General features: G+C 39.4%; 19 protein-coding genes. 14 read left to right on the forward strand and 5 right to left on the reverse strand.

Annotation, left to right across the window (positions count from 1 at the left end; all coding sequences use genetic code 11):
* Positions 1-200: 200 nt before the first annotated feature.
* The 8 genes from ACSBL2_RS20650 (at position 201) to rhuM (ending at position 10,536) form a co-directional block, all read left to right on the forward strand.
* A complete protein-coding gene (locus tag ACSBL2_RS20650; RefSeq protein WP_442588454.1) occupies positions 201-3,488 on the forward strand; it encodes a TonB-dependent receptor domain-containing protein in 3,288 nt (1,095 codons plus the stop codon).
* Between the two features lie 10 nt (positions 3,489-3,498).
* Entirely contained in the window at positions 3,499-4,314 is an 816-nt protein-coding gene (locus tag ACSBL2_RS20655; RefSeq protein ID WP_442588455.1) for a hypothetical protein, read from the forward strand.
* Between the two features lie 316 nt (positions 4,315-4,630).
* On the forward strand, positions 4,631-5,209 hold the full coding sequence (locus tag ACSBL2_RS20660; RefSeq protein ID WP_442588456.1) for a TetR/AcrR family transcriptional regulator: 579 nt from the start codon (positions 4,631-4,633) through the stop codon (positions 5,207-5,209).
* 78 nt (positions 5,210-5,287) lie between these two features.
* Positions 5,288-6,028, forward strand: a complete 741-nt coding sequence (locus tag ACSBL2_RS20665) for an SDR family NAD(P)-dependent oxidoreductase (RefSeq protein ID WP_442588457.1) — start codon at positions 5,288-5,290, stop codon at positions 6,026-6,028.
* Positions 6,029-6,257: 229 nt separating this feature from the next.
* Positions 6,258-7,445: a 4-hydroxybenzoate 3-monooxygenase gene (locus ACSBL2_RS20670; protein ID WP_442588458.1), complete on the forward strand. Its 1,188-nt coding sequence runs from the start codon at positions 6,258-6,260 to the stop codon at positions 7,443-7,445.
* 73 nt (positions 7,446-7,518) lie between these two features.
* Positions 7,519-8,394, forward strand: a complete 876-nt coding sequence (locus ACSBL2_RS20675) for an AraC family transcriptional regulator (protein ID WP_442588459.1) — start codon at positions 7,519-7,521, stop codon at positions 8,392-8,394.
* Positions 8,395-8,735: 341 nt separating this feature from the next.
* Positions 8,736-9,269, forward strand: a complete 534-nt coding sequence (locus tag ACSBL2_RS20680) for an ORF6N domain-containing protein (protein ID WP_442588460.1) — start codon at positions 8,736-8,738, stop codon at positions 9,267-9,269.
* 244 nt (positions 9,270-9,513) lie between these two features.
* Complete coding sequence (rhuM, locus tag ACSBL2_RS20685) at positions 9,514-10,536, forward strand: RhuM family protein (protein WP_442588461.1); 1,023 nt, start codon at positions 9,514-9,516, stop codon at positions 10,534-10,536.
* Here rhuM and ACSBL2_RS20690 read toward each other — a convergent pair.
* Positions 10,516-11,346 carry an ISAon1 family transposase gene (locus ACSBL2_RS20690; RefSeq protein ID WP_442592246.1) on the reverse strand — a complete coding sequence of 277 codons (831 nt, stop codon included), beginning with the start codon at positions 11,344-11,346 and terminating at the stop codon, positions 10,516-10,518. The genes rhuM and ACSBL2_RS20690 overlap by 21 nt on opposite strands.
* On the opposite strand from ACSBL2_RS20690, the gene ACSBL2_RS20695 reads away from it, so the two are divergent.
* Positions 11,305-11,436, forward strand: a complete 132-nt coding sequence (locus tag ACSBL2_RS20695; protein ID WP_442588462.1) for a hypothetical protein — start codon at positions 11,305-11,307, stop codon at positions 11,434-11,436. The genes ACSBL2_RS20690 and ACSBL2_RS20695 overlap by 42 nt on opposite strands.
* A 43-nt stretch (positions 11,437-11,479) precedes the next feature.
* Here ACSBL2_RS20695 and ACSBL2_RS20700 read toward each other — a convergent pair whose 3' ends face one another.
* The 4 genes from ACSBL2_RS20700 to ACSBL2_RS20715 form a co-directional block, all read right to left on the reverse strand.
* Positions 11,480-11,845, reverse strand: a complete 366-nt coding sequence (locus tag ACSBL2_RS20700; protein ID WP_442588463.1) for an ISAon1 family transposase N-terminal region protein — start codon at positions 11,843-11,845, stop codon at positions 11,480-11,482.
* A 468-nt stretch (positions 11,846-12,313) separates the two neighbouring features.
* A complete protein-coding gene (locus ACSBL2_RS20705; protein ID WP_442588464.1) occupies positions 12,314-13,018 on the reverse strand; it encodes a hypothetical protein in 705 nt (234 codons plus the stop codon).
* 122 nt (positions 13,019-13,140) lie between these two features.
* Positions 13,141-14,058 carry a hypothetical protein gene (locus ACSBL2_RS20710; protein WP_442588465.1) on the reverse strand — a complete coding sequence of 306 codons (918 nt, stop codon included), beginning with the start codon at positions 14,056-14,058 and terminating at the stop codon, positions 13,141-13,143.
* A complete protein-coding gene (locus ACSBL2_RS20715) occupies positions 14,018-14,638 on the reverse strand; it encodes a hypothetical protein (protein WP_442588466.1) in 621 nt (206 codons plus the stop codon). The genes ACSBL2_RS20710 and ACSBL2_RS20715 overlap by 41 nt, the downstream gene beginning before the upstream one ends.
* Positions 14,639-15,294: 656 nt before the next feature.
* Here ACSBL2_RS20715 and ACSBL2_RS20720 point away from each other — a divergent pair.
* The 5 genes from ACSBL2_RS20720 to ACSBL2_RS20740 all read left to right on the forward strand — a co-directional run bounded on the left by ACSBL2_RS20720 (position 15,295) and on the right by ACSBL2_RS20740 (position 24,425).
* The gene (locus tag ACSBL2_RS20720) at positions 15,295-16,668 is read left to right on the forward strand and encodes a TIR domain-containing protein (protein ID WP_442588467.1); all 1,374 of its coding nucleotides are present in this window, start codon (positions 15,295-15,297) and stop codon (positions 16,666-16,668) included.
* Between the two features lie 3 nt (positions 16,669-16,671).
* Positions 16,672-18,072, forward strand: a complete 1,401-nt coding sequence (locus ACSBL2_RS20725) for a HEPN domain-containing protein (RefSeq protein ID WP_442588468.1) — start codon at positions 16,672-16,674, stop codon at positions 18,070-18,072.
* A gap of 103 nt (positions 18,073-18,175) precedes the next feature.
* A complete protein-coding gene (locus ACSBL2_RS20730; RefSeq protein WP_442588469.1) occupies positions 18,176-19,096 on the forward strand; it encodes a hypothetical protein in 921 nt (306 codons plus the stop codon).
* Positions 19,089-22,811 (forward strand): hypothetical protein, encoded by a 3,723-nt coding sequence (locus tag ACSBL2_RS20735; RefSeq protein WP_442588470.1) that lies wholly within the window; start codon positions 19,089-19,091, stop codon positions 22,809-22,811. Before ACSBL2_RS20730 ends, ACSBL2_RS20735 begins: the two co-directional genes overlap by 8 nt.
* 408 nt (positions 22,812-23,219) lie before the next feature.
* Positions 23,220-24,425, forward strand: coding sequence for a restriction endonuclease (locus tag ACSBL2_RS20740; protein ID WP_442588471.1), 1,206 nt, complete (start codon positions 23,220-23,222; stop codon positions 24,423-24,425).
* Positions 24,426-24,488 lie beyond the last annotated feature (63 nt).

Below are 24,488 nucleotides of genomic sequence, written 5' to 3' on the forward strand. Positions count from 1 at the left end.
AAAAAAACCGGAATTGTTGACAGCAATCCCGGCAATACTTCTTAACAAGCGTCTTAATCTTATTAAAAAACTATCCAAAAGTAGCGAAAACCTTTAAGGTTTTATCATCTGGTTGAATAAACTGGGGGTGGCTGCTATGGAACAAATTTGAACAAATGAAAAAAACATTAAATGGGTTGCTATTTAATTTATATCAAATAATGAAACTTTCGGTACTAACGTTTACGGTAATTGCTATTTTAGGTGGCAGTCTGTGGGCAAAACGTGGTCATACACAAAGCATCAGTGAGGTAAAAACTTCTTTAGAGCTGAAATCTGTAAGCTTAGATATGGCTTTGCAGGAACTTCAGAGGTCATCAGGATTTAGCCTGATGTACAATAATGTGGCCATAGGTGGCCACAAAATCATCAGTATCGATGTTAAAGACCAATCAGTAAAATCAATTTTAGATCGTCTTTTTGACCATAGCCATATTGGCTACAGGCAAGTCAATGAAAAGGTATACCTGTATCAAAAACCTGTTCCGCAGCAACCCGGCCGCATCAGTGGAAAAGTGGTGGATGACAGAGGAGAACCATTGCCCGGTGCTTCCATAAAAGTTGTACAAACGGGCCAGTTTGTACAGAGCAGCATAGATGGTACCTATAACGTCAGCCTCAAACCCGGGATTTATACCTTAGAGGTTAGCTTTATCTCTTTTCAAACTAAACAAATTACGTCAATAGAAGTAAAAGCCGCCCTAAGTACCACCTTAACGGTGGTGCTAAATCCCGCTACCAATGCCTTAAAACAAGTTGTCGTGACAGGAAGTTTCAAAAAAGAAAGCATCGCCGGATTATATGTAGAGCAGAAAAATAGGATTGCACTTTCTGATGGCATTAGTGCGGAACAAATTAGTGCTACACCAGACAAACATATTGGCGAAACATTGAAACGAATTACCGGGGTAAGTACAACGGATAATAGAAAAGTAGTGGTACGTGGTATTTCAGAACGCTATAATGTTTCGCTTTTAAATGGGAGTACCTTACCGAGTACAAATGTACAGGAACGCGATTTTGAGTTTAACCTGATTCCTACCAACCTGGTGGAGAATGTAGTGGTAGCCAAATCAATTACCGCAGATATGCCTTATGGCTTTGCCGGCGGATTGGTACAGATTACCACCAAATCGGTTCCAAGCAGTAATTTTTTATCTGTCAGTTTAGGTACTTCATATAACTCCCAAACTACTGGTAAAGATTTTATGGGTTATGGAAGGGGGAAATATGATTACTTAGGTTTTGATGATGGTGTAAGGGACCATTTCCCCGAAGGAATATTTAATCTGGGGGGATATAATCCCAGGCTAACAGATGCCCAAAATAAGATTAAAAATGCCGAAGTTGCTGAGCAGAACAAAAGAATTGGCGGAACTGAAAGGCTCGGTACAAGAATTTATGAGGCCAGGCCGTCGCAGAATTACCAGTTGAGCATAGGCAGAACATACAATTTAGATAGCAACAGCAGACGAAGAATTGGATTTGTAGGTTCGATAAGTTACCGTAACACGCAATCTAACGATTTGATTTCAAGTATGCGCAGAGGTAGCTGGAGCCAACAGCCCGCCAGGGGAAATGATCCCGATGATGTAAATACAGGTAATTTGTATGGCTTTAATACAACCTGGGGTGTGCTTTTAAACGGCGGTTTTAGAACCCAAAATCACCAGATTAATACCTACAACATATACACCCGCATCTTCGACAATAGGTTTAGCAGAATTTCGGGTTGGAGCCATGAAAATCCAAAGGATGAGGCAGAGCAAAAATTCCCGCGTATTGAAGAAGACGAACGTCCGAAATTTACAGACTTGCTGCAAAACAAACTAGCAGGTATGCACAAATTTGGAAATTTCACAGTAGAATGGAGTGCAGCCAGAACAGTGTTGAAATCTATAGAAAAAGATGCCGTATCTGCTCTTGCTGTGGGAAGAGAATTTGGAAATAAAGCGCCACTTTTTTACTACATGCCAAATAGTTCAACAGATCCTGGTTTTGGCTTTCTGCACCGTGATCAGTATACCTATAAAGAGGGAAATTTTGATGCAACGGTAAACGGGACCTATGATTTTAAACTTGGCAAAACAGCAAATGCACTTAAAATAGGTGTGAATTATCTGAAAAAACATGCCAACTATAACTGGGGGATATTGCCCATCAGTATCGGCCCCAACTCCACTATACCTATTGCCCAGATTGCTATACAAGATTGGGGTAATTATATGAGCATGGAAGGAAAAGGAAACAACATTTTCTACTTCCCAGCCAGCTATTCATTAAATGCATTTGAAGCCAAAAGCGTAAATAAAGGTGCTTTTGCCATGATGGACCATAAATTGTTCTCTAATTTGAGGGTGGTTTACGGTTTGAGGGCAGATTATTTCAGGTTGGACACCATACAAAATGCAGCCAGTTTATTGAGGGATAAAAATAGCAGGCTGATATTTGAAGAGAAGAAAGATTGGTATTTCATGCCTTCTGCCAATATCACCTATAGCCCAATTAAAGACCTTAATCTCAGGACATCCTATGCAAAATCTGCGGTAAGGCCTGGTTTAATGGAAAATTCAAGGTTCTCTCGTTTTGACCCTAACTACGGTTCGCAGGTAAAAAGCAGTGGTGTTTCCAGTACCATTATAGATAATTATGATGCTAAAATTGAGTTATTCCCAGGAGCAGGAGAATTGCTTTCTGTAGGTTATTTCTATAAATATTTTGATAAACCGGCAGAATTTTACAGGGTAGACAGGGAAAATAACGGCGTAGGGTACATCCTCATTACCAACTCAGATTGGGCTAAGGTAAAAGGCTGGGAGTTTGAGATGCGTAAGAACCTTAGTTTTGTCTCTGAGAAATTACCTTTTTTAGCCAATGTTTACCTGAGTGGGAATTTAACCTTGCAAAAATCAACCGTGAGGGCCAGAGAATTGCATGTTAAAGTATTGGCAGATAAAACAGACTCCCTGTATTATACTTACATGAAGCATCCCAGGGCGCTTTATGGCCAGGTGCCATTGCTCTACAATGCAGGGGTTCAATATGTGGGTAAAAAACTAGGACTAAACCTGACTTTTAATCATGCGGGATACAAAACCTTCATTACAGCCAGCGAGCCGAACCTGGTTGAATATGAAAGACCAAGGTCACAACTGGATGCCCAAATCAGCTTCAGGTTCCTAAAAGGTAAGATGGAATCCAAGCTGAATATGGGTAATCTACTCAATGCCCCATTCAGACATTTTATTAATGACGGAAGTACCTATGAAATCATTGAAGGTGGACAAGGTGAAGAGTGGCAAGACAGGTATAAATATAAAGATGGCTTTACAGAAAAATATGAGGAGGGTTATATAGATCCTACAACCAACAGACGTGTCGGGGACAGAGAAAGTTCTACACGGTATTTAGGCCGCACATTCAGTCTATCTTTCTCTTATAATTTTTAATCTATTCATCATGAAAACTTACAGCATATATTATATTATCATCCTCTTCTCTTTGCTATTATTAGGCAGTTGTAAAAAAGATGGAGAATTTGTCTTAAAACCAATCAAAGCCGTTAAACCTTTTGAGATGAGCGGATACGTAGTTGCCGATACTTTAGAACAGTACTTCGATGGCGTAAAAGTACGGGATCTTTATGGCCGGGTTTCGCTTGGTTATGTCACACCACAACTCGCTTTTGAAAACGACATTATTGTCATGCAGTTAAAGAAGAAGAGCACAGGCGGAATCATCTATGAGCAAAAATTCAATATTAATGATGATAACAATGTAATCCCCAAATTTTACTTTGATGGAACTCAGGTAACAAGCAGCTATCAGTATCCAAAACCGCAAGGACGTGAGTATTTAGTTAATTTTTATCTTGATGCACCCAAAGGAACACCACCAATTGATATTTCTCTGGAAGTGCTGGAATATTATATGGATAATGATAACAAGATCATTGTGGTGAATACGACGAGTTTTCCTATTACCACAAATCTGCAAATAGGAAAGTGGACGAATTATCTCACCATTGAACCTCCAACTGAAGTTGTTCCGACCCAGGAAGGTACAGAAATCTATCCGGTGGTCGCAATCAAAGACGCTAAAACAAAGAAATATCTAATTAATGGCGATGTTGTGGAAAGTTCGATCCAGGTGGAAATTCCTGACCAGTGGACTTCTCAAGGAAAAACACAAAGTATACATCTTGTGGCTAAGGTTGGGCCTACGGGTTCTTTATATTTTAGAGTTAACGACCTGGTTCAGTTTTTTCCACAATAATTTGATAGTGTCACTTAAAAAATGATATAAAAGCAGGGCATCAATAAAGCTAAACATGTGCGTCTGTTAAATGCACTGCTTCTTTAGAAAAAAGTATTGGAAGCTAATCCTTTCCCAATTCCACTAAGGCCTCTGATATAATGTCAGAGGCCTTTTTTATCTTGATTTAAGTTAGTAAATCTATGCTGTAAATGATAAAATATGTATTGGTAAGCATCAGATTTTTAAACCTTTTACCCATTCTTATACTTGAATAAGTATTCAGCTACCAGATATTTGATTTGGAACAATCGGTTTAATATAATACATTTGTTGCATGCCCCGCATTAAGGAATTTGATTATGACCAAAAACTAGAAATAGCCAGGAATCTTTTTTGGGAAAAAGGATACCATGCTACTTCTATGAATGACCTGGTAGATACCCTTAAATTAAATCGCAGCAGTATTTACGATACCTACGGAAACAAACACAGTCTTTTTATCAAATGTCTGAACAGCTACATCCTGAAAAAGGAAGAGGAGTATAAAGCAGCGGGTAGAAAAGGTAACTCTCCCCTTGAAGCGGTCAGGTTAATTATCAAAAGTGTGGTTAAAAATATGGTACTGGAAGCAAAGACCTGCATGTCTGTAAAAACAACTTTTGAATTGGGAAAAACAGATGAAGAAACCCAAGGATTACTCAACCAGCAGGCTAAGAATTCTGTTGATTTATTTTCGTCGCTGCTACAGCAGGCCCAAGAAAAGGGTGAGTTACCAGAAAATAAAGATCCAGAAATGATTGCCCATTTTATTGTGGCTTCTTTCAGCTCACTATGGAATGCAGATATCCTGTTCAAGGATAAAAAACTAACACAAAAACTGACAGATCATTTAATCAGCACCATCAGTACCTAATATTTTTTTACCCTATTCAAGAACGATCGGTTTAAATTAAAACACTCATTACAAACATAATAACTAATACAAATTAAAATGACAGGATTAACAAACAAAGTAGTATTCATTACCGGCGCAAGTCGTGGTATTGGCGCAGCCATAGCAAACAGGTTCGCAGCTGAAGGTGCAAATGTAATTTTCACCTACGCGAACTCGACCCTTCGTGCTAAAGAACAGGAAGAAAAATTAAAAGCTCTTGGAGTTAAGGCTATGGCTCTTCAGGTAGACAGTGCCGATGCAGTGGCATTGCAAGCTGCTATTTCAAACACGATCGATCAGTTTGGCCCCATAGACATTCTGGTTAATAATGCTGGAATCTGCCCGTCCGGAGATTTTTCGGATATTACCCTGACTGATTTTGAGGAGATTATGGACATCAATGTAAAAGCAGTGTTTGCCGCCAGCCATGCTGTGGTTAAACATATGGTGGAGGGCGGACGGATTATATCCATAGGAAGTAATCTGGCAGATATAGCCGTATCTGGTGATACCATACTTTATTCCATGAGTAAATCTGCATTGCAAGGTTTTACAAAAGGTTTAGCCAGGGCAATGGGTCCTAGAAAGATCACCGTTAACCTGGTGCAACCCGGCCCTATTGACACAGACATGAATCCTGCAGATGCACCATTAGCAGACTTTTTAAGAAGCAGGATGGCTTTGCCTGAGTATGGCACTGGTGATGATATTGCGGGTTTGGTTGCATTTTTAGCAACTAGCGAAGGAAAATATATTACGGGTTCTACCTTAACAATAGACGGAGGAATGAATGCATAACCCCTTTTTTTTATCAAATAACGGAACGAATGGTTTAATATAAATACAACTAATTGTGGAGAGGCACGCTAAAGAATAGGCTATTTCTTATCTAGTCTGACAAATACGCGATTAGTCCAATTAAAACCGTGAACAATCAACTAATTGCATATCATCTTCCACGAACTTTGTCATGTATTTATTAAAAGGCATAAGCAGTAGCTTAAGCAAACTTAAACATCAAAATTACATGAAAATAGCTCAAAATAATACTGAAGAAACTACAGTTGTCATTATTGGAGCCGGGGCATCAGGTTTGACCTTGGCAACTTTCTTGCAGATGGCTGGTATAGCCTGCATTGTATTGGAAAGACGCAATCGTTCTTACATCGAAATGCGGCAACGCGCCGGGGTTGTTGATGCACGTGCAGTTCGGATGTTTGAACAATGGGACCTGACAGACAAGCTTCTTGCTGGACCTGTGGCAACCACAATTGATTATCGCCTCAATGGTATTGGCCGAATTTTTAAAATTACAGAAGAAGATGGTATCTCCAGTCGTTTCTGCACGCAGCAGATGCTTGTAGGCAATCTGATGCGGGAACTTCTTGATAACATGTCTGGTGACGTACGTTTTGATGTTTCTGACATTGGCATCCACAATGAAGAAGGACATCGTCCTAAAGTAACCTATACGGATGCAAGCGGTTCGCATGAATTGGTTTGCGACTATATTGCTGGTTGCGATGCTGATCGTGGTATTACCAGGTCTTCAATTCCTGAGGGTGTATTAACCAAGTATACTCATGAATTTGGCTATGCATGGCTTGCAGCACTGGTTGAAGCACCGGTAACCGGAAATCCTATTATGGCGATAAGTGATCACGGCTGTGTTGCACAGCTTCCACGAGGACCACATAGAAGTCGGTATTATCTGCAATGCCCACTGAGAGATGGTGCGGAAGAATGGACAGATGATAGGGTTTGGAATGAGATCCGCTTACGACTAAACGATGAAAGCATCCAGAATGCCATTGTACATGACAAATTCTTCGTTCCTTTGCGATCAGTGGTTTATGCCCCAATGCAATATCGTAATCTTTTTCTAGTGGGTGATGCCGCACACCTTGTGCCACCTACCAGTGCCAAAGGAATGAATCTTGCACTTTATGATGTAGACATTCTGTCTCAGGCAATACTGAAAGCTGTGCGCGACAAAGATACCTCTGCCCTGGAAAACTATTCCGAGACTGTACTTCCTCACATCTGGAACTATCAGGATTTCGCAGTATGGATGACAGACATGATGCACGATGCCGGTGATCCTACTCAGAATGGAACATTTCGCCAACAGATTGCGCGTGCGCGACTCGACAATCTGTTCAATTCGGAAACGGCTGCACACCTGCACAGCGAATATCAGCGGGGAACGAATTGATAATTCACATAATCATTGCTTTTTGCTGATCTTTGTTAGTCAATTATAATTTATTTGAAATTAAATCATGCCGATGAGGAAAAAAGAAAAAATACCTGTTCATAGTATGGATGACTGGTTCTCTGGTATCTACATCAAGCCTTTCGGCACTGAGACGCTGCCCGGCCATACTTATGAGATTTCCAAGCCTCATCGACATGATTTCTACTATTGCGTATTATCTGCAAAAGGTGAAATGGAACTTGAGGTTGACTTCGAAAAAGTTGTACTAACTGACCAAACGTTATTTCTATCCTATCCCGGACAAATCCATCAGATCAATTCTGCCCGGACGGAAAAAGGTTGGTTTTTGGCTTTCGATCCAGCTATAATTGATGAGCAACTGAAAAACATTCTGGATCAATGCCTCTCGCAAGTGATTCTTGTAACGCTATCCTCTGAACAAATTTCAGTTTTTTCCTCATTTATAAAGCATTTATATGCAGTTTATACTAACCAGGAACAGTTGTTCCGCCAGACCATCACACAATCAATTGTTACTGCTTTAGTCTATCAACTTGCATCCGCGTACCTTTCTGCAGAGCAGTTGAATCTTGTAAAGAACTCCGCTCGCAGTATTGAAATTACAAAGACCTTCAAACAAATGCTTCGCCGTAATTTCAAATCAATGAAAAGGCCATCCGCTTTTGCTGCCAAAATGAATATTTCAGTTAGCCATTTGAATGATACAGTCAGATCTGTGACCGGATTTCCTGTAACCTATTACATTCAACAAGAAATAATGAGGGAGGCAAAACGGCTATTATGCTATTCAGCGCTTACAGTAAAAGAAATCGCTCATATTCTGGGTTTTGAAGACTCGCAATACTTCAATCGATTATTTAGCAAACTCATGGGCATTTCCCCGGGAGAATTTAGAAAAAAAAGTGAGACATCTTATCATTTATAATGTAATTAATTCATCTCTACTCAAAGCTTAATGAAGCAATTCAATACTTATTCACCTCCAAACTATTGTTCCTGAGTATTTCTAGAAATTCATAACACGTTGTTATCGAAGTATTATGTACCCCTTACCAGACAAGAGTCGAACCGTTTCAATAAATATTTGGATCAAATCGCTTTATTACAGCAAAATAGCACAGAATTTTGGAAGTCCTTCCAAAACAAATTTTACCACCATATGTAGTAATAGGTCTAATTTTGCGCTTGTTAAAAAATGAGAGAAGTTCAGGTTCAATTTATAGATTGACATTCCGTTAAATTAATATTGGTAAAATGGATGACTTAATGAAAGGCACACTAATACCCGAGGAAATAGTGATGAATAAAATATTCCTTATTCGAGGGATGAAAGTGATGATTGATAAAGATCTTGCAGAACTATATCAGGTACAAACACGTAATCTAAATCAAGCGGTGAATAGAAATTTAAAGCGATTTCCAGGGGAAGATTTTATGTTTCAGCTAACAGAAAATGAATCAAAAAACTTGAAGTTCCAAATTGGAACTTCAAGTTGGGGTGGAACGCGTAAACTACCGTACGTATTTACCGAACAAGGTGTAGCGATGTTGTCTGGTATTTTAAACAGCGACATAGCGATAGCAGTGAATGTGCAGATTATGCGAGTTTTTACGCGTATACGCCAAATGTTGGTAGAGACTACTGATTTAAGATTAGAAATTGAAAAAATAAAAGACAAGCTAAATAACCAGGATAAGAACATGGAAATTGTATTTAAATATCTTGACGAATTAGTTGAAAAACAAAATGCTCCGAATCCCCCTAGAACCAGAATAGGTTTTAAACCCGATGCCTACTAAATTACTGAAACTTGATATCACAAAATGTGATATCAAGTTTCAGTAAACCAAAAAAGCCTTAGATTTCTCTAAGGCTTTTAGGCGTACTCCTTACCGGACTAGAGTCGAACCGCTTCAAGCATGATTTGAATCAAATCGCTTTTTTACAGCAAAATAGCACAGAATTTTATAATTCCTTCCAAAACAAATTTTACCACCTTATGTAGAATTAGACATAAGTTTGCCTGTACTAAATATAGACAACATGCAGAATGATCAGATAATAATTTATGAAACCGAAAGCGGGGAGACGGCGATTGATGTTAGACTGGAAAATGAAACTATTTGGCTTACCCAAAAGCAAATCATTGAGCTTTTTCAGTCAAGTAAATCCAATATTAGCGAACATATCAAACACATATTTCAAGCTAACGAATTAACTCAGGAATCAACTGTTCGGAAATTCCGAACAGTTCAAAAGGAAGGAAAAAGAGAAGTAGAAAGAGATTTGGAGTATTATAACCTTGATATTATTATATCGATTGGCTATCGTGTAAATTCCTTGAGGGGGACACAATTCCGTATTTGGGCAAGCAATGTTCTAAAAGATCATCTTGTTAAAGGCTACTCTATCAATGAAACCCGTCTGAAAGAGCAAAATGAACAATTAAAATCCCTAAAAAACACAGTAACATTGTTAAGTAATGTGCTTGAAAACAAATCATTAAATAATGATGAAGCCACCGGATTATTGAAAGTAGTCACTGATTATGCGTATGCCCTGGAAATTCTTGATAAATATGACCATCAGGAACTAACCATTGAAGGAACAACTATTGATGAATTATTTGTTATAGATTATACAGAGGCCAAGCGGGCAATATATGATCTTAAAGAAAAATTCGGTGGCAGTTCATTATTTGGAAATGAAAAGGATGAATCTTTTAAGGGATCTATTGCCGCAATTTATCAAACATTTGGTGGTTTGGATCTTTATCCAAGCGTAGAAGAAAAAGCAGCTAACCTTTTATATTTTGTGGTCAAAAATCACTCATTCTCAGATGGAAATAAACGTATTGCCGCATATCTTTTCGTTTGGTTTATGGAGAAGAATGGAATTCTTTATCGGGGAGATGGTTCTAAACGAATCGCAGATAATGCATTAGTTGCATTAACACTAATGATTGCGGAAAGTAAATCTGATGAAAAAGAAATGATGGTCAAGGTAATGGGGATCAAGACCAAATGTTGTGGGGACAAGGTTTTATTAGGCATAAATTTGAGTTAGTCTGTATAAGAAGAATTCGATATTTCTGACCCCTCTAAATTGGCTTCTGAAAGCTTTGAGTTTGGCATTAAAAGATTCAGCCGAAGCATTTGTAGACCTGTTGTCGAAGTAGTTTAGGATGGTTGGATAGTGATTCTCGATGGTTCTGGATATGGTATTGAAAGCTTTGAACCCGGCTTGTCTTACCTTTTCATGCCACCTGGCCAGTCTGGCCAGACCGTAGATTTTATCAGTTGTTTTTTCAAAGATATTGCTTAAGCCTATGCTCAGTTCATAGGCTTGCTTTAAATCGGGGTACCGTTCGAATAACAGGTCTGCTCTTTGTTTTTGGTTTTCTGTCCAGTGCTCAGCCCGTTTATACAGTACATATCTGCTTCTTGCCAGCAATTGTTTGAGCGTGTCCCCATTCTCCAGGAAGCTGGACTGGAACACCTCATCTTGCTTTTTAGCCTTTTCTATCGCTTCATTCTCTTCATCCAAAGCTGCCCAGCGGTGTTTGATGCGAATCTCCTGCAGGGCCTCGGTAGCCAGCTGTTGCACATGGAACCTGTCTGTCACCCTAACGGCAAGGGGGAAAGATCTTTTTGCAATCAATTCCATGTTTCCAGCCATGTCAAGGGTGATCTCAGTTACTTTTCGCCGTTTCTTCTCTGGTATTTTCCGCAGGACCTCAATCACATTTTCTGCTTTTACCCCAGCAATAATGGCCACAATGGAACCCTTCCTGCCTTTGGCGGCTTTGTTGGTCACGATGGTATAAAGTTCGCCATGGGAAACACTGGTCTCATCGATGGAAAGCTGTGTGCCCAGATTTTACGGATAAAGCAGCCATTTACCGGCATGAGTTTTCTGATCCCAGCTCTTAAATCCACTCAGGAAATCCCGGTACTGACGACCTAGTTTTTTGCCCTTTACCCCATAGAAATTCCCAATGGTATGGATATCATTCGGGGCGGTACTGACTGATCTGTTTTAAAAAAGCCGCGAATTCCTCTGTCATTCGCGTTCCTTTGGCTACAAGGCTCCAGTCTCGGTACGCCACTTTTCCTGTGCTATGGTTCAGCCATCGGCGGCGTTTGATGTGAAAAAATACCTGATGTCCCCGGATAGGAAAATCCTGTACCGTAATGGTAGCAAAGAAGCCTTTGGACTCCAGTTTGTCATTCTCAAATACCTTGGGAACAGAATTCAGCTCTTCCAGATCGATGTGTAAAATATCCTCCTGTTTGCGGGCGGATTTCAACTCAAAATTTTCTAATATAAATTCAGGTAATAATAAACGTAAAAGGTCTTCGTAACTCGATAGCATCTAGGTAATTCAAAACCCAAATTTACAGAAATTTTTAAGCTTCCCCACAACATTTGGTCTTGATCCGGTAATGGTCAACCTGATCAATACAAATAATTAACAACCAAAAAAGCCTCCGATTTACATCGAAGGCTTTCAGGCGTACCCATGAGCGGGAATACTTTGAACATTTAGATCGCTTCTTAGGGCTCATAGAGCGTATTATTGATGATCTCAAAAGAAAGGGTTTTATAAAATGACATAAAATTCTCTGGATTTATAGACTATTTTTTCTATTAAAATTACCTTGACCGGTCTTGAATTGAACCGAAAACTTGACATTATCAGAAAAACAATTTTCTGATTTCCATTGACGACAAACCGAATTATAGAAGCTAGCCGGCAAAATAAAAACGGGATAATCCGTCTCCTTTCCATATATTCTAAAGTTTTCTAATTCAAATTATTCCAGTCAGCTTTGATGTTATTTCAGGCCCGGGCAAAAATAAACTTATCTTGGATTGCGGTGCTATCTACAAACGATTTTTGGATCTTTATGGTGAAATTGCGTTTAACATTTAGAGTGTCCATTTTCTTGGTGTTCAGTACAGGTTTATAATCATCAATTAAAACACTTTCAGCGTCATCTAAAATATCTTCGGCTAGCGCTTTGTCGCCTAAAAATTCCAAAGGGAGATACTCGTCACTAGTACAGTTCAGCATTATCTGACAGAGGTATATCCATTTTAGTTTTCCATCATACTTTGGGTCTAGCAGTTTGATTGCTGTAGTGTGTCCCCCCTTGAATCTGGAGTGGTTTGAAGACGATTTTCCTACATAAACGATTTCTTCTGATGTTCCGTCATCAACGGTAATGATATAAAGAGGATGAGATACATCAGGTGGGTCACCCAATGTATCGATAATTTCCAGGCCTTCTTCGTGGTCTAAGGCCATATAAGGTGAATATTCCACTACAAGATTAATTGCATTCCGGTAGTATTCCCGGCATTTTGTCCAAGCTTCGTCCAGTCCTAAAATTTTGTGGTGAAGTATTTTATGGAAGGGTATCTTGTGATTGACGGCAACCCAAATTAGAAAATCTAGGTCTGGCTGAAACGTTTTAAAGTCATCCAGATCAGGCATGCGGTATTTTCCTCTAAGCCACTGTTTAAAAAAAGCTGATTCTTCCATAAACAAATATAAAAGATAAAATTTGCTGGCATTTAAGAAACATATTCAAGCTGGGCTACTTCAGTGCAACACCTTTCGTTAATATCTGAATTTCAATGAAATATGGAAATTCAATATTTATTTTATACTTCCTCTGAATGATCATAATTTGCCTTGGCTAATTCGTAGTCAAAAACTCTCCTAAGTTCATAGATATTAATTTTTTTAGTTTCTTTAATATCCTTTTGCAGTTGTGTCTCCACATATCCTTTGAGCTGATAGTAGCCCGGATGTTCCTCAAGGTGTTTACTAAGCGTAGAAGTATATATCGCCGTAACCATCCAGTAAGGCTGGCTTTTGTCCTTCGGATCGTCAATGATAACCAGGTCACGACTATTCAAAGCCTGATATTTTCCGTCGACGCTATATAATGCAGGGACGGAATTTGACTGCTTATATTGCATCACTAAAGAAGGATCTAGTTCGATTTTAAGATCATTATGAATTCTTCCAAAAAGCAGTTTACCGAACGATTCAGGAAAGATTTTTATACGCTGATATTCCGACAGTCTAAAGAGTTCATGCTGTTGTTCACCAAAAAGGTGCTCATTATCAAAGGGCCCGTTTCTGCCGTTATAATCTAAAAATATATGTGGCATTTCATTATAGTTGTCGCCTTTTGGATCTACCAACAGAATATCCCTGAATCTTAAAAGTCCTTTGATTTTCACATAGCCCTGCTGATGTTTTGCCAAAAGCTCCCAGCGATTCCTGATTCGCATCTGTTGTCGATGCCGCTTATTTTCCTGGATGTAATCCAGAACTTTATTGAGTGCAAAATCATGAGCAGCTATAAAATCATAGTGCTTTTTGTCTTTGTCTATATAAGCAAAATATTCATGAATATCACAGACGATGCCCTTAGGGTGAGCTTCGCCAACCTTAACACGCTCCCAACTGGGTCTTAGTTCAAAACCAGGAATCTGATCGGAATTGGGGTATAATTCATCGTTAATATCTCTAACTAATATTTCTCCGGAAATTGAATTTACAGTCCCCAATAAGTTTATTTTTCACCGCTATAGTCGAACGTACTTCTGTGGTCTTTCTTTGACGCTTGTTAACTAAGGATATACCAAAGAAGGTAAATAAAATTCTGTCATTTTTTGGGAGAACCAATTGGTCTTCAAGTTCAGCCTTTCCCCATAAGTAAAATTCCATCACGCCCGCAGCCCTTAGTTCATCTCGGAATGTGTCGTAAGTTTTTTTTGAAATATTTGCAGATGCCGCTAAAATGTAGCCATAAGGTGGATCGGCAAGATTCACACCATCAGTAATGATCTTTTTCACTTTCGCTGAGGCAATTTCTTTTTCTCTTTTACACTGTATCATCCAGCGTCTACCGTCCATTGGAGGAACTGGCCCAGAAGTATCTTCGTCAGTTTCCTGTGATACAATTGCATTCTTCTCATAAGCCCGTATATCATAACCGTCATCTGCACCACCCCTCCCAGTAGCTTCAATTGACTGCCAGTCTTTATAATCATAAATCAACTGTCTAACAAGATCCTCAAACCTGTGAGGTTCCAGATCTTCAAAATGAATTTGTCCCAACGTGTGTGTAATTCTTGGTTTTTGCATGTCCAGTTGATTAAGGCGAGCAATAAAAGTAACCAAATCTGCAAGATATTAATACATAATTATTTCCCTTGCAATACAGACATTCCTTCTGGAATTTGCAAATGGAATCTGCTATTTACTGTTCCCGGATTTGATGGAAATTCCGTTGAATTACTTCTCCGTAATATGCACTCTGCTCGAGTAAGAGCGGAGAAACTTATTACACCGCCCCCCGCTTATCATTTTCAGAAATTTAACTAGTGCTTAGAAACAACCCTCGACGTACAGTATATTTGAGACAATGAGTTTACCACTTCCGATTACATTTGACACCAAAGACTACACCTATATCATACTGACAAGATTGATAAATAAGGACACCAACGAGATTAAAATTCGCCTGGATGATGAGGAGCCAATGCTTTTCAAAAATCACAAAAACGAATGGGATGCATTAGAACGAACTATAAGTGACGAGCTTGGTTTGCTCAAAGCTATAGCAAGAAACGTCGCATTACTTTACCGGATTTATCCCCCTATAATAAATCATTGATATGTCTTTCGTTTCCTAATTCGCTAAAGGAAGACTGTAGAAGAAGCTTAATATACTTCATCGATATTAAACCTCAGTTTAAATTGTGATTAAAAACTACCTTTAGAAACTATTTTTAATTAATATGGAATACGATGTTTTTATTTGCCATGCGAGCGAGGACAAGGATGATTTTGTCCGTCCATTGGCGAAGCTGTTGGAACAGCAACATCTGGCAGTTTGGTATGATGAGTTTTCGCTAAAGGTTGGCGACAGTCTTTCCAGCAAAATAGATGAAGGTCTTTCCAAATCTAAGTTCGGAATCGTTGTACTGAGCAAAAACTTTTTTGCTAAACCATGGACGCAAAGAGAACTCAGGGGGCTTGTCACCAGAGAAATGGTAGAACAGCAGGACATTATTCTTCCAATCTGGCACCGGGTAACAGTTAAGGAAGTTGCTGGTTTCTCCCTACCCCTTGCTGATAAACGAGCGATATTATCCGATAAAGGAATCAACGCGGTGTTGCGTGAGCTTACTGAAAAGATTGCTCCGGACCAAAGTCCACTCGTTGTTGCAATCGAATATCTGGATAAATTAGGGTTCAACCCACCGTCAATATCAGATGAGTGGTGGCTGGATATGGTTGAATATAAAGAATTTTTGAAATACCCTGACCTGAATGCCAATCAGACCTGGATTTTTCCCCTGCCCTATCCTAATGACCGCGGATTTGAAAGAGGGATGAATATCGCTTCGACCGCTCTTCAGGTAGACTGGTCTTTCGAGGGAGAGGAATTGGGCATCGGCCCAACAACTCATCCGGATCTTGTACATGAATATTTAAAAAGATGGCCAGGACTTTATGAGACAGCACTTGCTAACCCAAGTATCCTGGCACTTTATGTACCTCAGCTTACCATACCCGGGTTTGATAGCGGATTCGAAGAACAATTCGACAATTTGCTACAACAAGATGCCGAAAAGGGAAGCTTTTTTCATTCATACAGCTGGCTGAGCACAGAAGATGGTACATTGCCATTGTGCCCAGACATCATGGCATTACGCCATCCAACTTTTGGTAATTATAGTGATGAAGAATTAGCCTATAGATATTTTAATGGTCATGACACAAATTACTATAGGTACAATGGAAGCACCTTCGACGGTCTGATCTGGCTGTTAAGTGATGATTCAAGTTGGCTGCCTGAGAGACTCCGAAAGGTATTAATTAATGGTACAAAACAGCGGGACACCTGGATTCAACAGATAAAACCGAGGGACAATTCATTTTACACAGCAATATACCACGCTCATGAAAATGAGTTCCAGTTTTCAATCGAGGTACAAGAAGGGCTTTTTGAACTGATCGTAAAAGCTATTGAAAATCTGTCCATAAAAGATCGTCCGGAAAGGATCTTACAAAGGATACTGGAGGAAAAAATGATCGAAAGCTATCTTGCCTATCTTCAGGAAACAGAAGCACGCAGAATAAGCAGATCAAAGAAAAAGGAAAACTAACCCATGGAAGAAAGTTTAAAAGGTTACTTCTGGACGGCCGAGGATGAAAACCTCAAACATTTTGGTGAGATCGTCGTTTCAACCAAAGAAAAAAAACAACAAATAACGATATATGGTAGTTTTCCAGAATTTGAAAGGCAACACTTAGATATCAATTTCCATGATGACATTCCATGTCTCTACGGTTTTACCAAGGAAAGAAGATATATCACGCTGATCGGGCTACGGATAGAGTATGCCAGTGGCAGTTTTGGAAACGATACCGAGAAATCATCTTTCAAAGCTGAGTATAAACTCTCGTTCAGACAGCTGATAGCAGGCCCGGCAAAATTCGAAGCGGATAAAAAATTTAATAAGGTATCTATATCAGCTCAATTTCTTGGGGGATGGACAAAATCAAATCCCATTCGTCAAAAACCAATATCGACAAAACCTGCTAAGAAAATTCCTTCAGAGATCTATGAACTTCATCGTACAGATCCCATCTCGTTCTCCTTTGAAAGTGGTACTTGTTTGTTCTACGATTACATTTCCAGCCAGCATCGCTTTGACACCAATCATCTTGACATCCAACAAAAAACTTGCTTTGATTTCCAGTTCAATCAGGCAATATCCGTCGAAGAACTGTACCTCTTTCTGCAAAAATTCAGGGAATTCTATACTTTGCTGACCGGAGTGAATCTCGGTCTCGGCCCGATAACATTAAGGGATGGCATCGGTCTTGATTTTCATTACGAATATGACCGTAATATTTTCAACACCAACTATACGTCTATTAGTTCAGATATGCGGATCATGAGCCTGAAAACTTTAGCTGCTAGCGATTACCTTGATCGGTTTTTCTATTCTTACGATCACTTCAGACTTCCGTTGTCCCATCTGATGACTTACCTGAACAGTGACCGGTCGGACTATATCGGTTACATCCAACCTTTTGTCTCGGCTATGGAAACTATCTATAACAAGTCTTTCAGGAATATTGATGAAAATGCTAGGGCAATAAATCCAACACTTGTGGAAATTCTGGATAAATACCAGCTTTTGCCCAAGCACAGGCAATTCCTGACCAATGCAAAACTAGCCAAACCTTACCGCGACCTTCATCTCAAGGACAAGCTTGTCAGGATCATCAATCACAGTCCAAAACTCATCGAGTTAGTGGAAAATCCGGAAGTCTTCGTCCGAAAAATCCTTGATCTTCGTCACTATTTGGTACATGAAGTGGACAAAGCACATACCGACCTTTCTCTGCTTAACAACAGGATTTTGCTTGGCAAGCATATCGTTAAAATGAAAGTAGTCATCGAATACCATCTTCTTCTGCTCATGGGAATAGACCCGGTGATTGTTGAAGAAAAGATTGACCGTACCTTTCCAAATTTCGTCCACTTCAAAAGATTTTGAAAATATAATCGGCTTCAGCACCAATAAAAGAGTACTAATTCAAATCTGAAATGCGAGAATTGTTGCTTTAGCATTTTTAGGCTATTTTTACATTTTGTTGAATATGCTCGAAACCAAAACAGACCAATCCCAGCCAAACCTTGAAATAGTCATTGATAAATTTATTGACCTAATTCAGGCCATGCTGAACAGAACAAGCAACCGCCGGCAACTCTATAAGTTGATCTTGAAATCCTTTGAGCCAAATGACTCAGACCAGCTCATCGCCAGGGTACGTGAACTTTCTTACCATACCAAGGGCACACTTCAACTACACTGGTCATTTGGTGATCTTTATAATGCGGCAAGCCTCAGTGAAAACGAAAAACAAATATTTTTTGATCGTATCAAAGAAATTGTAAGCGTAAAAGATGATTTTCTGCCTAAGAATGGCTTAAGGGATTGGGAAACACTTGACAATGATGAAAAGACCATCGTCTATAACCTGCTTGTAGAAGAACAGAAGCATATTGCCAGAGTCTATATCGATGGCGAATGGGACATGTATGACCTTCAGTCTTTTTTATTGAAACTGGGCACTATTTACGGTCAGTTTCTCGAACTCCATATTCTAGAGCACTATCGCCTGACCTATGACAGTCCGCATCTACAGGTGATGATCGGAAATGAATATGATCTTGGCGATTTCAGCAATCTTCAGATCCTGCAAATGCAGTATGCCTCTCCCGGTTATTTCGATTTTCTGGGCATAGGTAAGATTTTTGAGCAGCTGATTGAAATCGTCAATAAAATTATCCACTGGAAACAGGAATATAACCTGGCTAAACTGCAACGGACAAAACAACAATTTGATCTGGTCAAAGAAATGAAGCTGGATCTGGATAAGCTGAATCTGGATGTTCAGACCAAGAGAGAACTTGAAGAAAAGCTTAATAAAACAGCTAGAGGAATCTTTAACTGGATAAAGCCTGAGCAAATCAGGAAAATTGGCTGGAGGCCAGAAGAAACAAACCGCAATGATTAAAGACCAGCAAATTGAGTCAGAAGTGTACCTGATGGAGCCAGGACGTTTCCAGACACTTAGTGGCAGATATTTAAAGCACGAATATGGCGGGGAACTCCATCAAACTGGAAGTACTGAAGGAAGCGGGAAATCAAGGAAGGGAAAACCAGACCTCTGGTTAGTACTGAAAAATGGCCAGTTTTTCCTTGCCGAGGTTACGACTAAGGATAGTGCTGACAGCAGGAAATTTTACAGGAAACTGGAAAAGGATTTAAAAGACCTTTTAAATTTTGAAAAATTAGGTATCAATCCATCCAAAGTGGACTATGTGGCCTTAATTTGTAACAGTTCAGTTGAACCGGAAATCAGGATAAAGCTAGACAAATTAGCACAAGATGCAGGCAAACTATTGATCATTGTCACGCTTGGAGACCTCGTGCATTTTTTGACAAATAATGGGAGATTATTAGCGCGAGATTTTTTGTCTATTCCCCTAGATACCGGTCAGATTCTGACAAAAACCGCTTTCCTGGAACGTTCAAGGAAAGGCCGGGGTTTAGCAACGCCCCTTGATAATGCGTTGATCGCCAGGGAACGGGAGCTTGGAGAACTCATTTCACTGATGCAGAAGCATCAAACCGTTCTGGTCGCTGGCAAAGCTGGCATTGGTAAATCAAGAATCGCACTTGAAGCGATCGACCAGTTCCTATTAGCCCAACCTGAGTATACCGCTTATTGTATTGTCAATAAAAGCGGCGAAGCGATTACCCACGATTTGAACTCCTATATATTACCCGGAGGCTATTATCTTGTTTTTATCGACGATGTGAACAGACAGCTCGAAAATCTCTCGTCAGTTCACTGCCGCCTGTTAGAACCGGGTGTCAATATTAAGATCATCGCCACGGTTCGCGATTATGCGCGGGCAGACGTCCAGCCGCTGATCCGTGACCTGGATTATGTCAGGTACCCCCTTCGGATTTTGGAAGACCAAATCATCCATAGAATAGTTTCAGGCATTCCCTGGGCACTAGCCAACCATCGGATCATCACCAGGATCGCTGAGGTTAGCAAAGGAAATCCCAGGCTGGCGATTATGGCCGCGGAGGTAGTTATGGACACTGAGGATATCGAATTACTCAGAGATGTAAGCGTTATTTACGATACCTATTTCGAATCAATTGCCGATGAAGCCCATATTTTCACGGACGAGGTTGCCTTGAAAGTTCTCGGACTGATTTCGTTTTTTCAAACTTTAGAGAAAGGAAACGGCTTTGACCTTACCATACTCAAAAATTTCGGAATCACCGAGGATCAGTTTGCAAAGGTAGCCGAAGAACTTGAAGCCATAGAGGTTGTAGAAATCTATGAAAAGATCGTAGTCCGGATTACTGAACAGACTTTAGGAGCCTATCTTTTTTACCAGGCATTTGTAGTCAAGCGCGTATTAGCGCTGGAATCATTGTTACGTTTCTATTTAGAGACACATCATTGGCGTTTTAAAGACACGCTGCTCACAGCGATTTCCACTTTTGGGCCTGAAATTTTCCTGAAATACAATTATTCATTTCTGATTTCATACTGGAAAGAAATTGAGCAGGTACCGGTGCTTAATATCCGTTTTCTAAATTTGATGGGTGAATTCGTGCCTGATCAGGTTCTGGAATTTGTCTATAGTTATATAATCGCCCTTCCGGAGAAAGAAAACATCGAAACGGCAATCATCCGCAAATTTAAAGGCAATTCACAGAACACCGACGGAACGATTGCATTGCTCACGACCTTCCTTGAAAAAGAAAATAAGTATTTTAAAGTGGCGGCTGAACTTCTGCTGCAATTCGCGATTAAACGTCCCCAGGCAACCGACATGGTGACCGACATATTTAAGAAAGCAACTTATCTTTCGATAGGCGATTTTGAAAGCCAGTTCAGAAAAATTGAAATCCTTTGGTCTATTTTTACTGAGCAAATGGACAATCAAACCACTAAGTATGTGTTTTACTATCAAATGGAACATACGCTTTTAGGTGGTATGCATCATGACACATACTACTTAAATTTAAACGAAAGGACTAAATTTGAAAATACCTATACAGAACTAAGAGTCAGATTTTGGAATTTTATCATAACGAACTTTACCCGTGACCAACACCTGGCCTACGACATTCTGATCAATCATATTGACAGACTGTATCACGTGGACCAATGGGAAGTTCAGCTCGATTCTCCGCTACTACAACATCTGATATCGAAGTTGTTTACTGCAAAGGACTTCGCTCAGAGTTATTTTGTTCATCGATACGCAAATACAGCGAAAAAGCGGGGATTTGTTTTGGACCCATCCTGGGAAGGACTTAAAGAAGAGTTCCGTACAGACATATTCAAACTATATCAAGTACTTACTGTTGACGAAGATCGGTACGAGCAAATTTTAGGTAGAGAACTTAGCTGGCATGAAGTTGCTGATCTTGCAACTGAAGAAATACGAAACTGTTATCCCATAAACGATCTGGCAGCTTTCAAGATTATTTACCAGAAGATAATACTATTTCACAGGTTTGCTTATTCATACCGGTTACACTTCTCAAATGGTGTAGGCCGTTTGCTTGAAAGTGTTTTCAACGATTTTGACCTGGGGTATGAAATCATCTGCTACTGCCTGAAAGAAAACAATGAACTTTTGCTCAATCCTTCAATCAGGATTTTTCAGAAGATTTACGAACAGGGTCTTGTGAAAACTCAACAGTTTTATAATTTCCTAGAAGAAAATAATTTTGAAAATAAGAACGCCTGGCTGCAGCGCTACTTTGAAAACTGGCCTACGGCATACATAACACCCCAAATTGTCAGCCAGCTACTCGCCTATTACAGTAAACTAAATTCCCGCACAGACTTCTACCCGCAACATTTTTTAAATTTTGAAACTGCTTTTCCAAATACAGTTGCTGAGATCATGGAGATCCTAACGTCGAAATACAGCAGGAAAAAGAAGAATGAATATAAAGTTGGTTACCATTTTTTCAAAGAAAGCCCGTTTTTGATAAGAAACAACTTCAAACTCTGCAAAAAGATTTATTACCAGCAAGAAAGAATTCAAGGACAATTTGACCATGATGGAGATGAACTCTTTATACTGTTTAGTCACGACAAAAAATTCTTCTTTGAATATTGCCGGCAATATTACCAAAAGACCAGTTTTCACCTTTCTTCAAAAATGCTTTCAAAAATCTGGGAATGGCCCGAAGGTGAGCAAATGGTACATCAGGCTATTGCTTTAATTTCCTCACTTGATGGCAAATACGTGAAAGAGCATATGTGTTCCTTTTTATTCTACAATATTACTGAGGAAACAAAAGTGATCGCCGCACAATTACTTACGCGAATCATTACCACATACCGTGGACATACTAGGATGCTAAACATTGCATTGGACATTGCAAGAAATCACCTCGCTGCTGAGCAGGTTGAAGAGCTGATCAAGCATTTGCTGAACGAAAATGACAGCTATGAATTGTTTGCTAAATTACATTTTTACAACCATCATTACAGTTATCAAAATGGTGTATTGTGGTCTGAGTTCAAATCCGCAAAGTTCAGCCAGATACTGAAACTGACATTGGAGTTGCCTCGTAGTTTTCGGTTTGCTAAACATCGGGTAGAATTAGCAAACACTATCGCTCAATACGACCGACATACAGAAGAGGAGCGAAAATGGTATTATAGGGGTATGAGGTAAGACCGGATTGAGACGAAGATATTGATGTGGCAAGTAAACAGTATCAAAAAAAAATAAGTCTCTTTAATCTTGATTAGCACCAAGATGAATAGTATTGATGAAACCTATACCTTGGCATATCTATCTAAAAGTCTTTTTTCTTAACAACTTTAATGTACAGCAAAGGTGTACCTATCTGCTTTCTCATGTTTATCCAGTACAACAAATCATCACCGAAGTCTATAAAAACCGGGGCATTGCTATTCAACCATGACCGGTGCTTATATTTCCAGTTGAAGAGATGGTATAGATCTCCTTAAAACAGAGCCTTCCCTTTTATCATGAATAAACACAGAAGGGAGGCAACCTCTTACTTATTCTTTCAGTAAATTTGATTATAATCAAATAATTAATTTTCAATTTAGCTAAATGATATACCTCTCAGACAGCCAACTCAAAAACAAGATCCATGATCTGGAAAATGGCATTCAGCAATGGGCAGAACAACGTGACCTTTGGACTGATAGCCGTTTCACTAGTTATTTAGAAAAGCACAATGATGAGCCAGATGAATTTACTGCGTGCATAACTGTGCTGTGCTCAGACGGCGGCATTTGGGGAATGTTTAGTGGGTTCTATGATTTAGATGATGAACTCACCGAATTTGAGAATTTTTTATCCGCCATGGGCTTCTATTGTGAAGTTCACGACAACACCACATTTCACATTTGTTCTAAGGATGAAACTCTAAATGAACAATACCTAAAATATTTTGAATGGCAATGGATACAGCACTTAGTCAAACCCAACTACACCAATCTTTATGAAGAATTATTTGAATATTTCAGGAAAGATCCTTCAAAGATGCACCAATTGCATCATAGAAAATTTGAAATACTCATCAGCGAGGTCTTTAGAAACCAAGGCTACCGCACAGAGCTTGGCAGTGGTGTTGGTGATGGAGGTATCGATGTTAAACTATACAAAAAGGATGAAATTGATGAGATAGTAACATTAGTGCAAGTTAAGAAGTATAATAGCAACAATCCTATTCAACTAGAAGCTGTTAGTGCGCTTTCTGGTATTGTAAACCAGGAACGGGCAAATCGAGGGTTGTTTGTAACCACTTCCCGTTATCTCCCGGGAGTAAAGGAGTTTGCTGTTCGAGAAAATTCGCTACTCACTTTGGCCGATTCAAGTGATGTTCAACGTTGGTGTGATCTTGCAAAAAACGTGATTGTTAGAGATAAAAGTTACTCTATCAGTGATGAATACTTGCGAATCCTGATCTCCAAACAAGAAAATAAAGAAGGCTTGGAAGGCAAAATTGTATATTGTACTACTTACCACGGAATGATGCTCAATCACTTCTGCCTTATAATCAAAGATTCAGATCATGTGGTTTTATTAATGAAAATTGCAAATAAAATAAGAGAATATTCAGATCCTCCTTACAATAGTACTGGCACTGAACAACCGGAGCTTAACGAACATATCATCCAGCATAAAAATAAAGAAGATGTGTTCCGCGCACAAAAGATGCCTTATGAAAATAATAAAATCGGATTTTGGGGCAGGCACAATCTCTACTTTCTTTGGGATGGGAGTCCTAAACAATTCGACTGCAATGATTAGTAACTTTAACACATGGAAAATCTGACTATTGCTGATCACGACCGAAAATTACCCTAAGATATA

Source organism: Pedobacter sp. AW31-3R (assembly GCF_052180285.1).
Classification (GTDB): Bacteria; Bacteroidota; Bacteroidia; order Sphingobacteriales; family Sphingobacteriaceae; genus Pedobacter.

What these genes read in the sequence shown, in the direction of transcription:
- ACSBL2_RS20650 (WP_442588454.1), top strand. Translation starts at nt 201, where the DNA reads ATGAAACTTTCGGTACTAACGTTTACGGTAATTGCTATTTTAGGTGGC.
- ACSBL2_RS20655 (WP_442588455.1), top strand. Translation starts at nt 3,499, where the DNA reads ATGAAAACTTACAGCATATATTATATTATCATCCTCTTCTCTTTGCTA.
- ACSBL2_RS20660 (WP_442588456.1), top strand. Translation starts at nt 4,631, where the DNA reads ATGCCCCGCATTAAGGAATTTGATTATGACCAAAAACTAGAAATAGCC.
- ACSBL2_RS20665 (WP_442588457.1), top strand. Translation starts at nt 5,288, where the DNA reads ATGACAGGATTAACAAACAAAGTAGTATTCATTACCGGCGCAAGTCGT.
- ACSBL2_RS20670 (WP_442588458.1), top strand. Translation starts at nt 6,258, where the DNA reads ATGAAAATAGCTCAAAATAATACTGAAGAAACTACAGTTGTCATTATT.
- ACSBL2_RS20675 (WP_442588459.1), top strand. Translation starts at nt 7,519, where the DNA reads ATGAGGAAAAAAGAAAAAATACCTGTTCATAGTATGGATGACTGGTTC.
- ACSBL2_RS20680 (WP_442588460.1), top strand. Translation starts at nt 8,736, where the DNA reads ATGAAAGGCACACTAATACCCGAGGAAATAGTGATGAATAAAATATTC.
- rhuM (WP_442588461.1), top strand. Translation starts at nt 9,514, where the DNA reads ATGCAGAATGATCAGATAATAATTTATGAAACCGAAAGCGGGGAGACG.
- ACSBL2_RS20695 (WP_442588462.1), top strand. Translation starts at nt 11,305, where the DNA reads ATGGGAAACACTGGTCTCATCGATGGAAAGCTGTGTGCCCAGATTTTA.
- ACSBL2_RS20700 (WP_442588463.1), bottom strand. Translation starts at nt 11,845, where the DNA reads ATGCTATCGAGTTACGAAGACCTTTTACGTTTATTATTACCTGAATTT.
- ACSBL2_RS20705 (WP_442588464.1), bottom strand. Translation starts at nt 13,018, where the DNA reads ATGGAAGAATCAGCTTTTTTTAAACAGTGGCTTAGAGGAAAATACCGC.
- ACSBL2_RS20715 (WP_442588466.1), bottom strand. Translation starts at nt 14,638, where the DNA reads ATGCAAAAACCAAGAATTACACACACGTTGGGACAAATTCATTTTGAA.
- ACSBL2_RS20720 (WP_442588467.1), top strand. Translation starts at nt 15,295, where the DNA reads ATGGAATACGATGTTTTTATTTGCCATGCGAGCGAGGACAAGGATGAT.
- ACSBL2_RS20725 (WP_442588468.1), top strand. Translation starts at nt 16,672, where the DNA reads ATGGAAGAAAGTTTAAAAGGTTACTTCTGGACGGCCGAGGATGAAAAC.
- ACSBL2_RS20730 (WP_442588469.1), top strand. Translation starts at nt 18,176, where the DNA reads ATGCTCGAAACCAAAACAGACCAATCCCAGCCAAACCTTGAAATAGTC.
- ACSBL2_RS20735 (WP_442588470.1), top strand. Translation starts at nt 19,089, where the DNA reads ATGATTAAAGACCAGCAAATTGAGTCAGAAGTGTACCTGATGGAGCCA.
- ACSBL2_RS20740 (WP_442588471.1), top strand. Translation starts at nt 23,220, where the DNA reads ATGATATACCTCTCAGACAGCCAACTCAAAAACAAGATCCATGATCTG.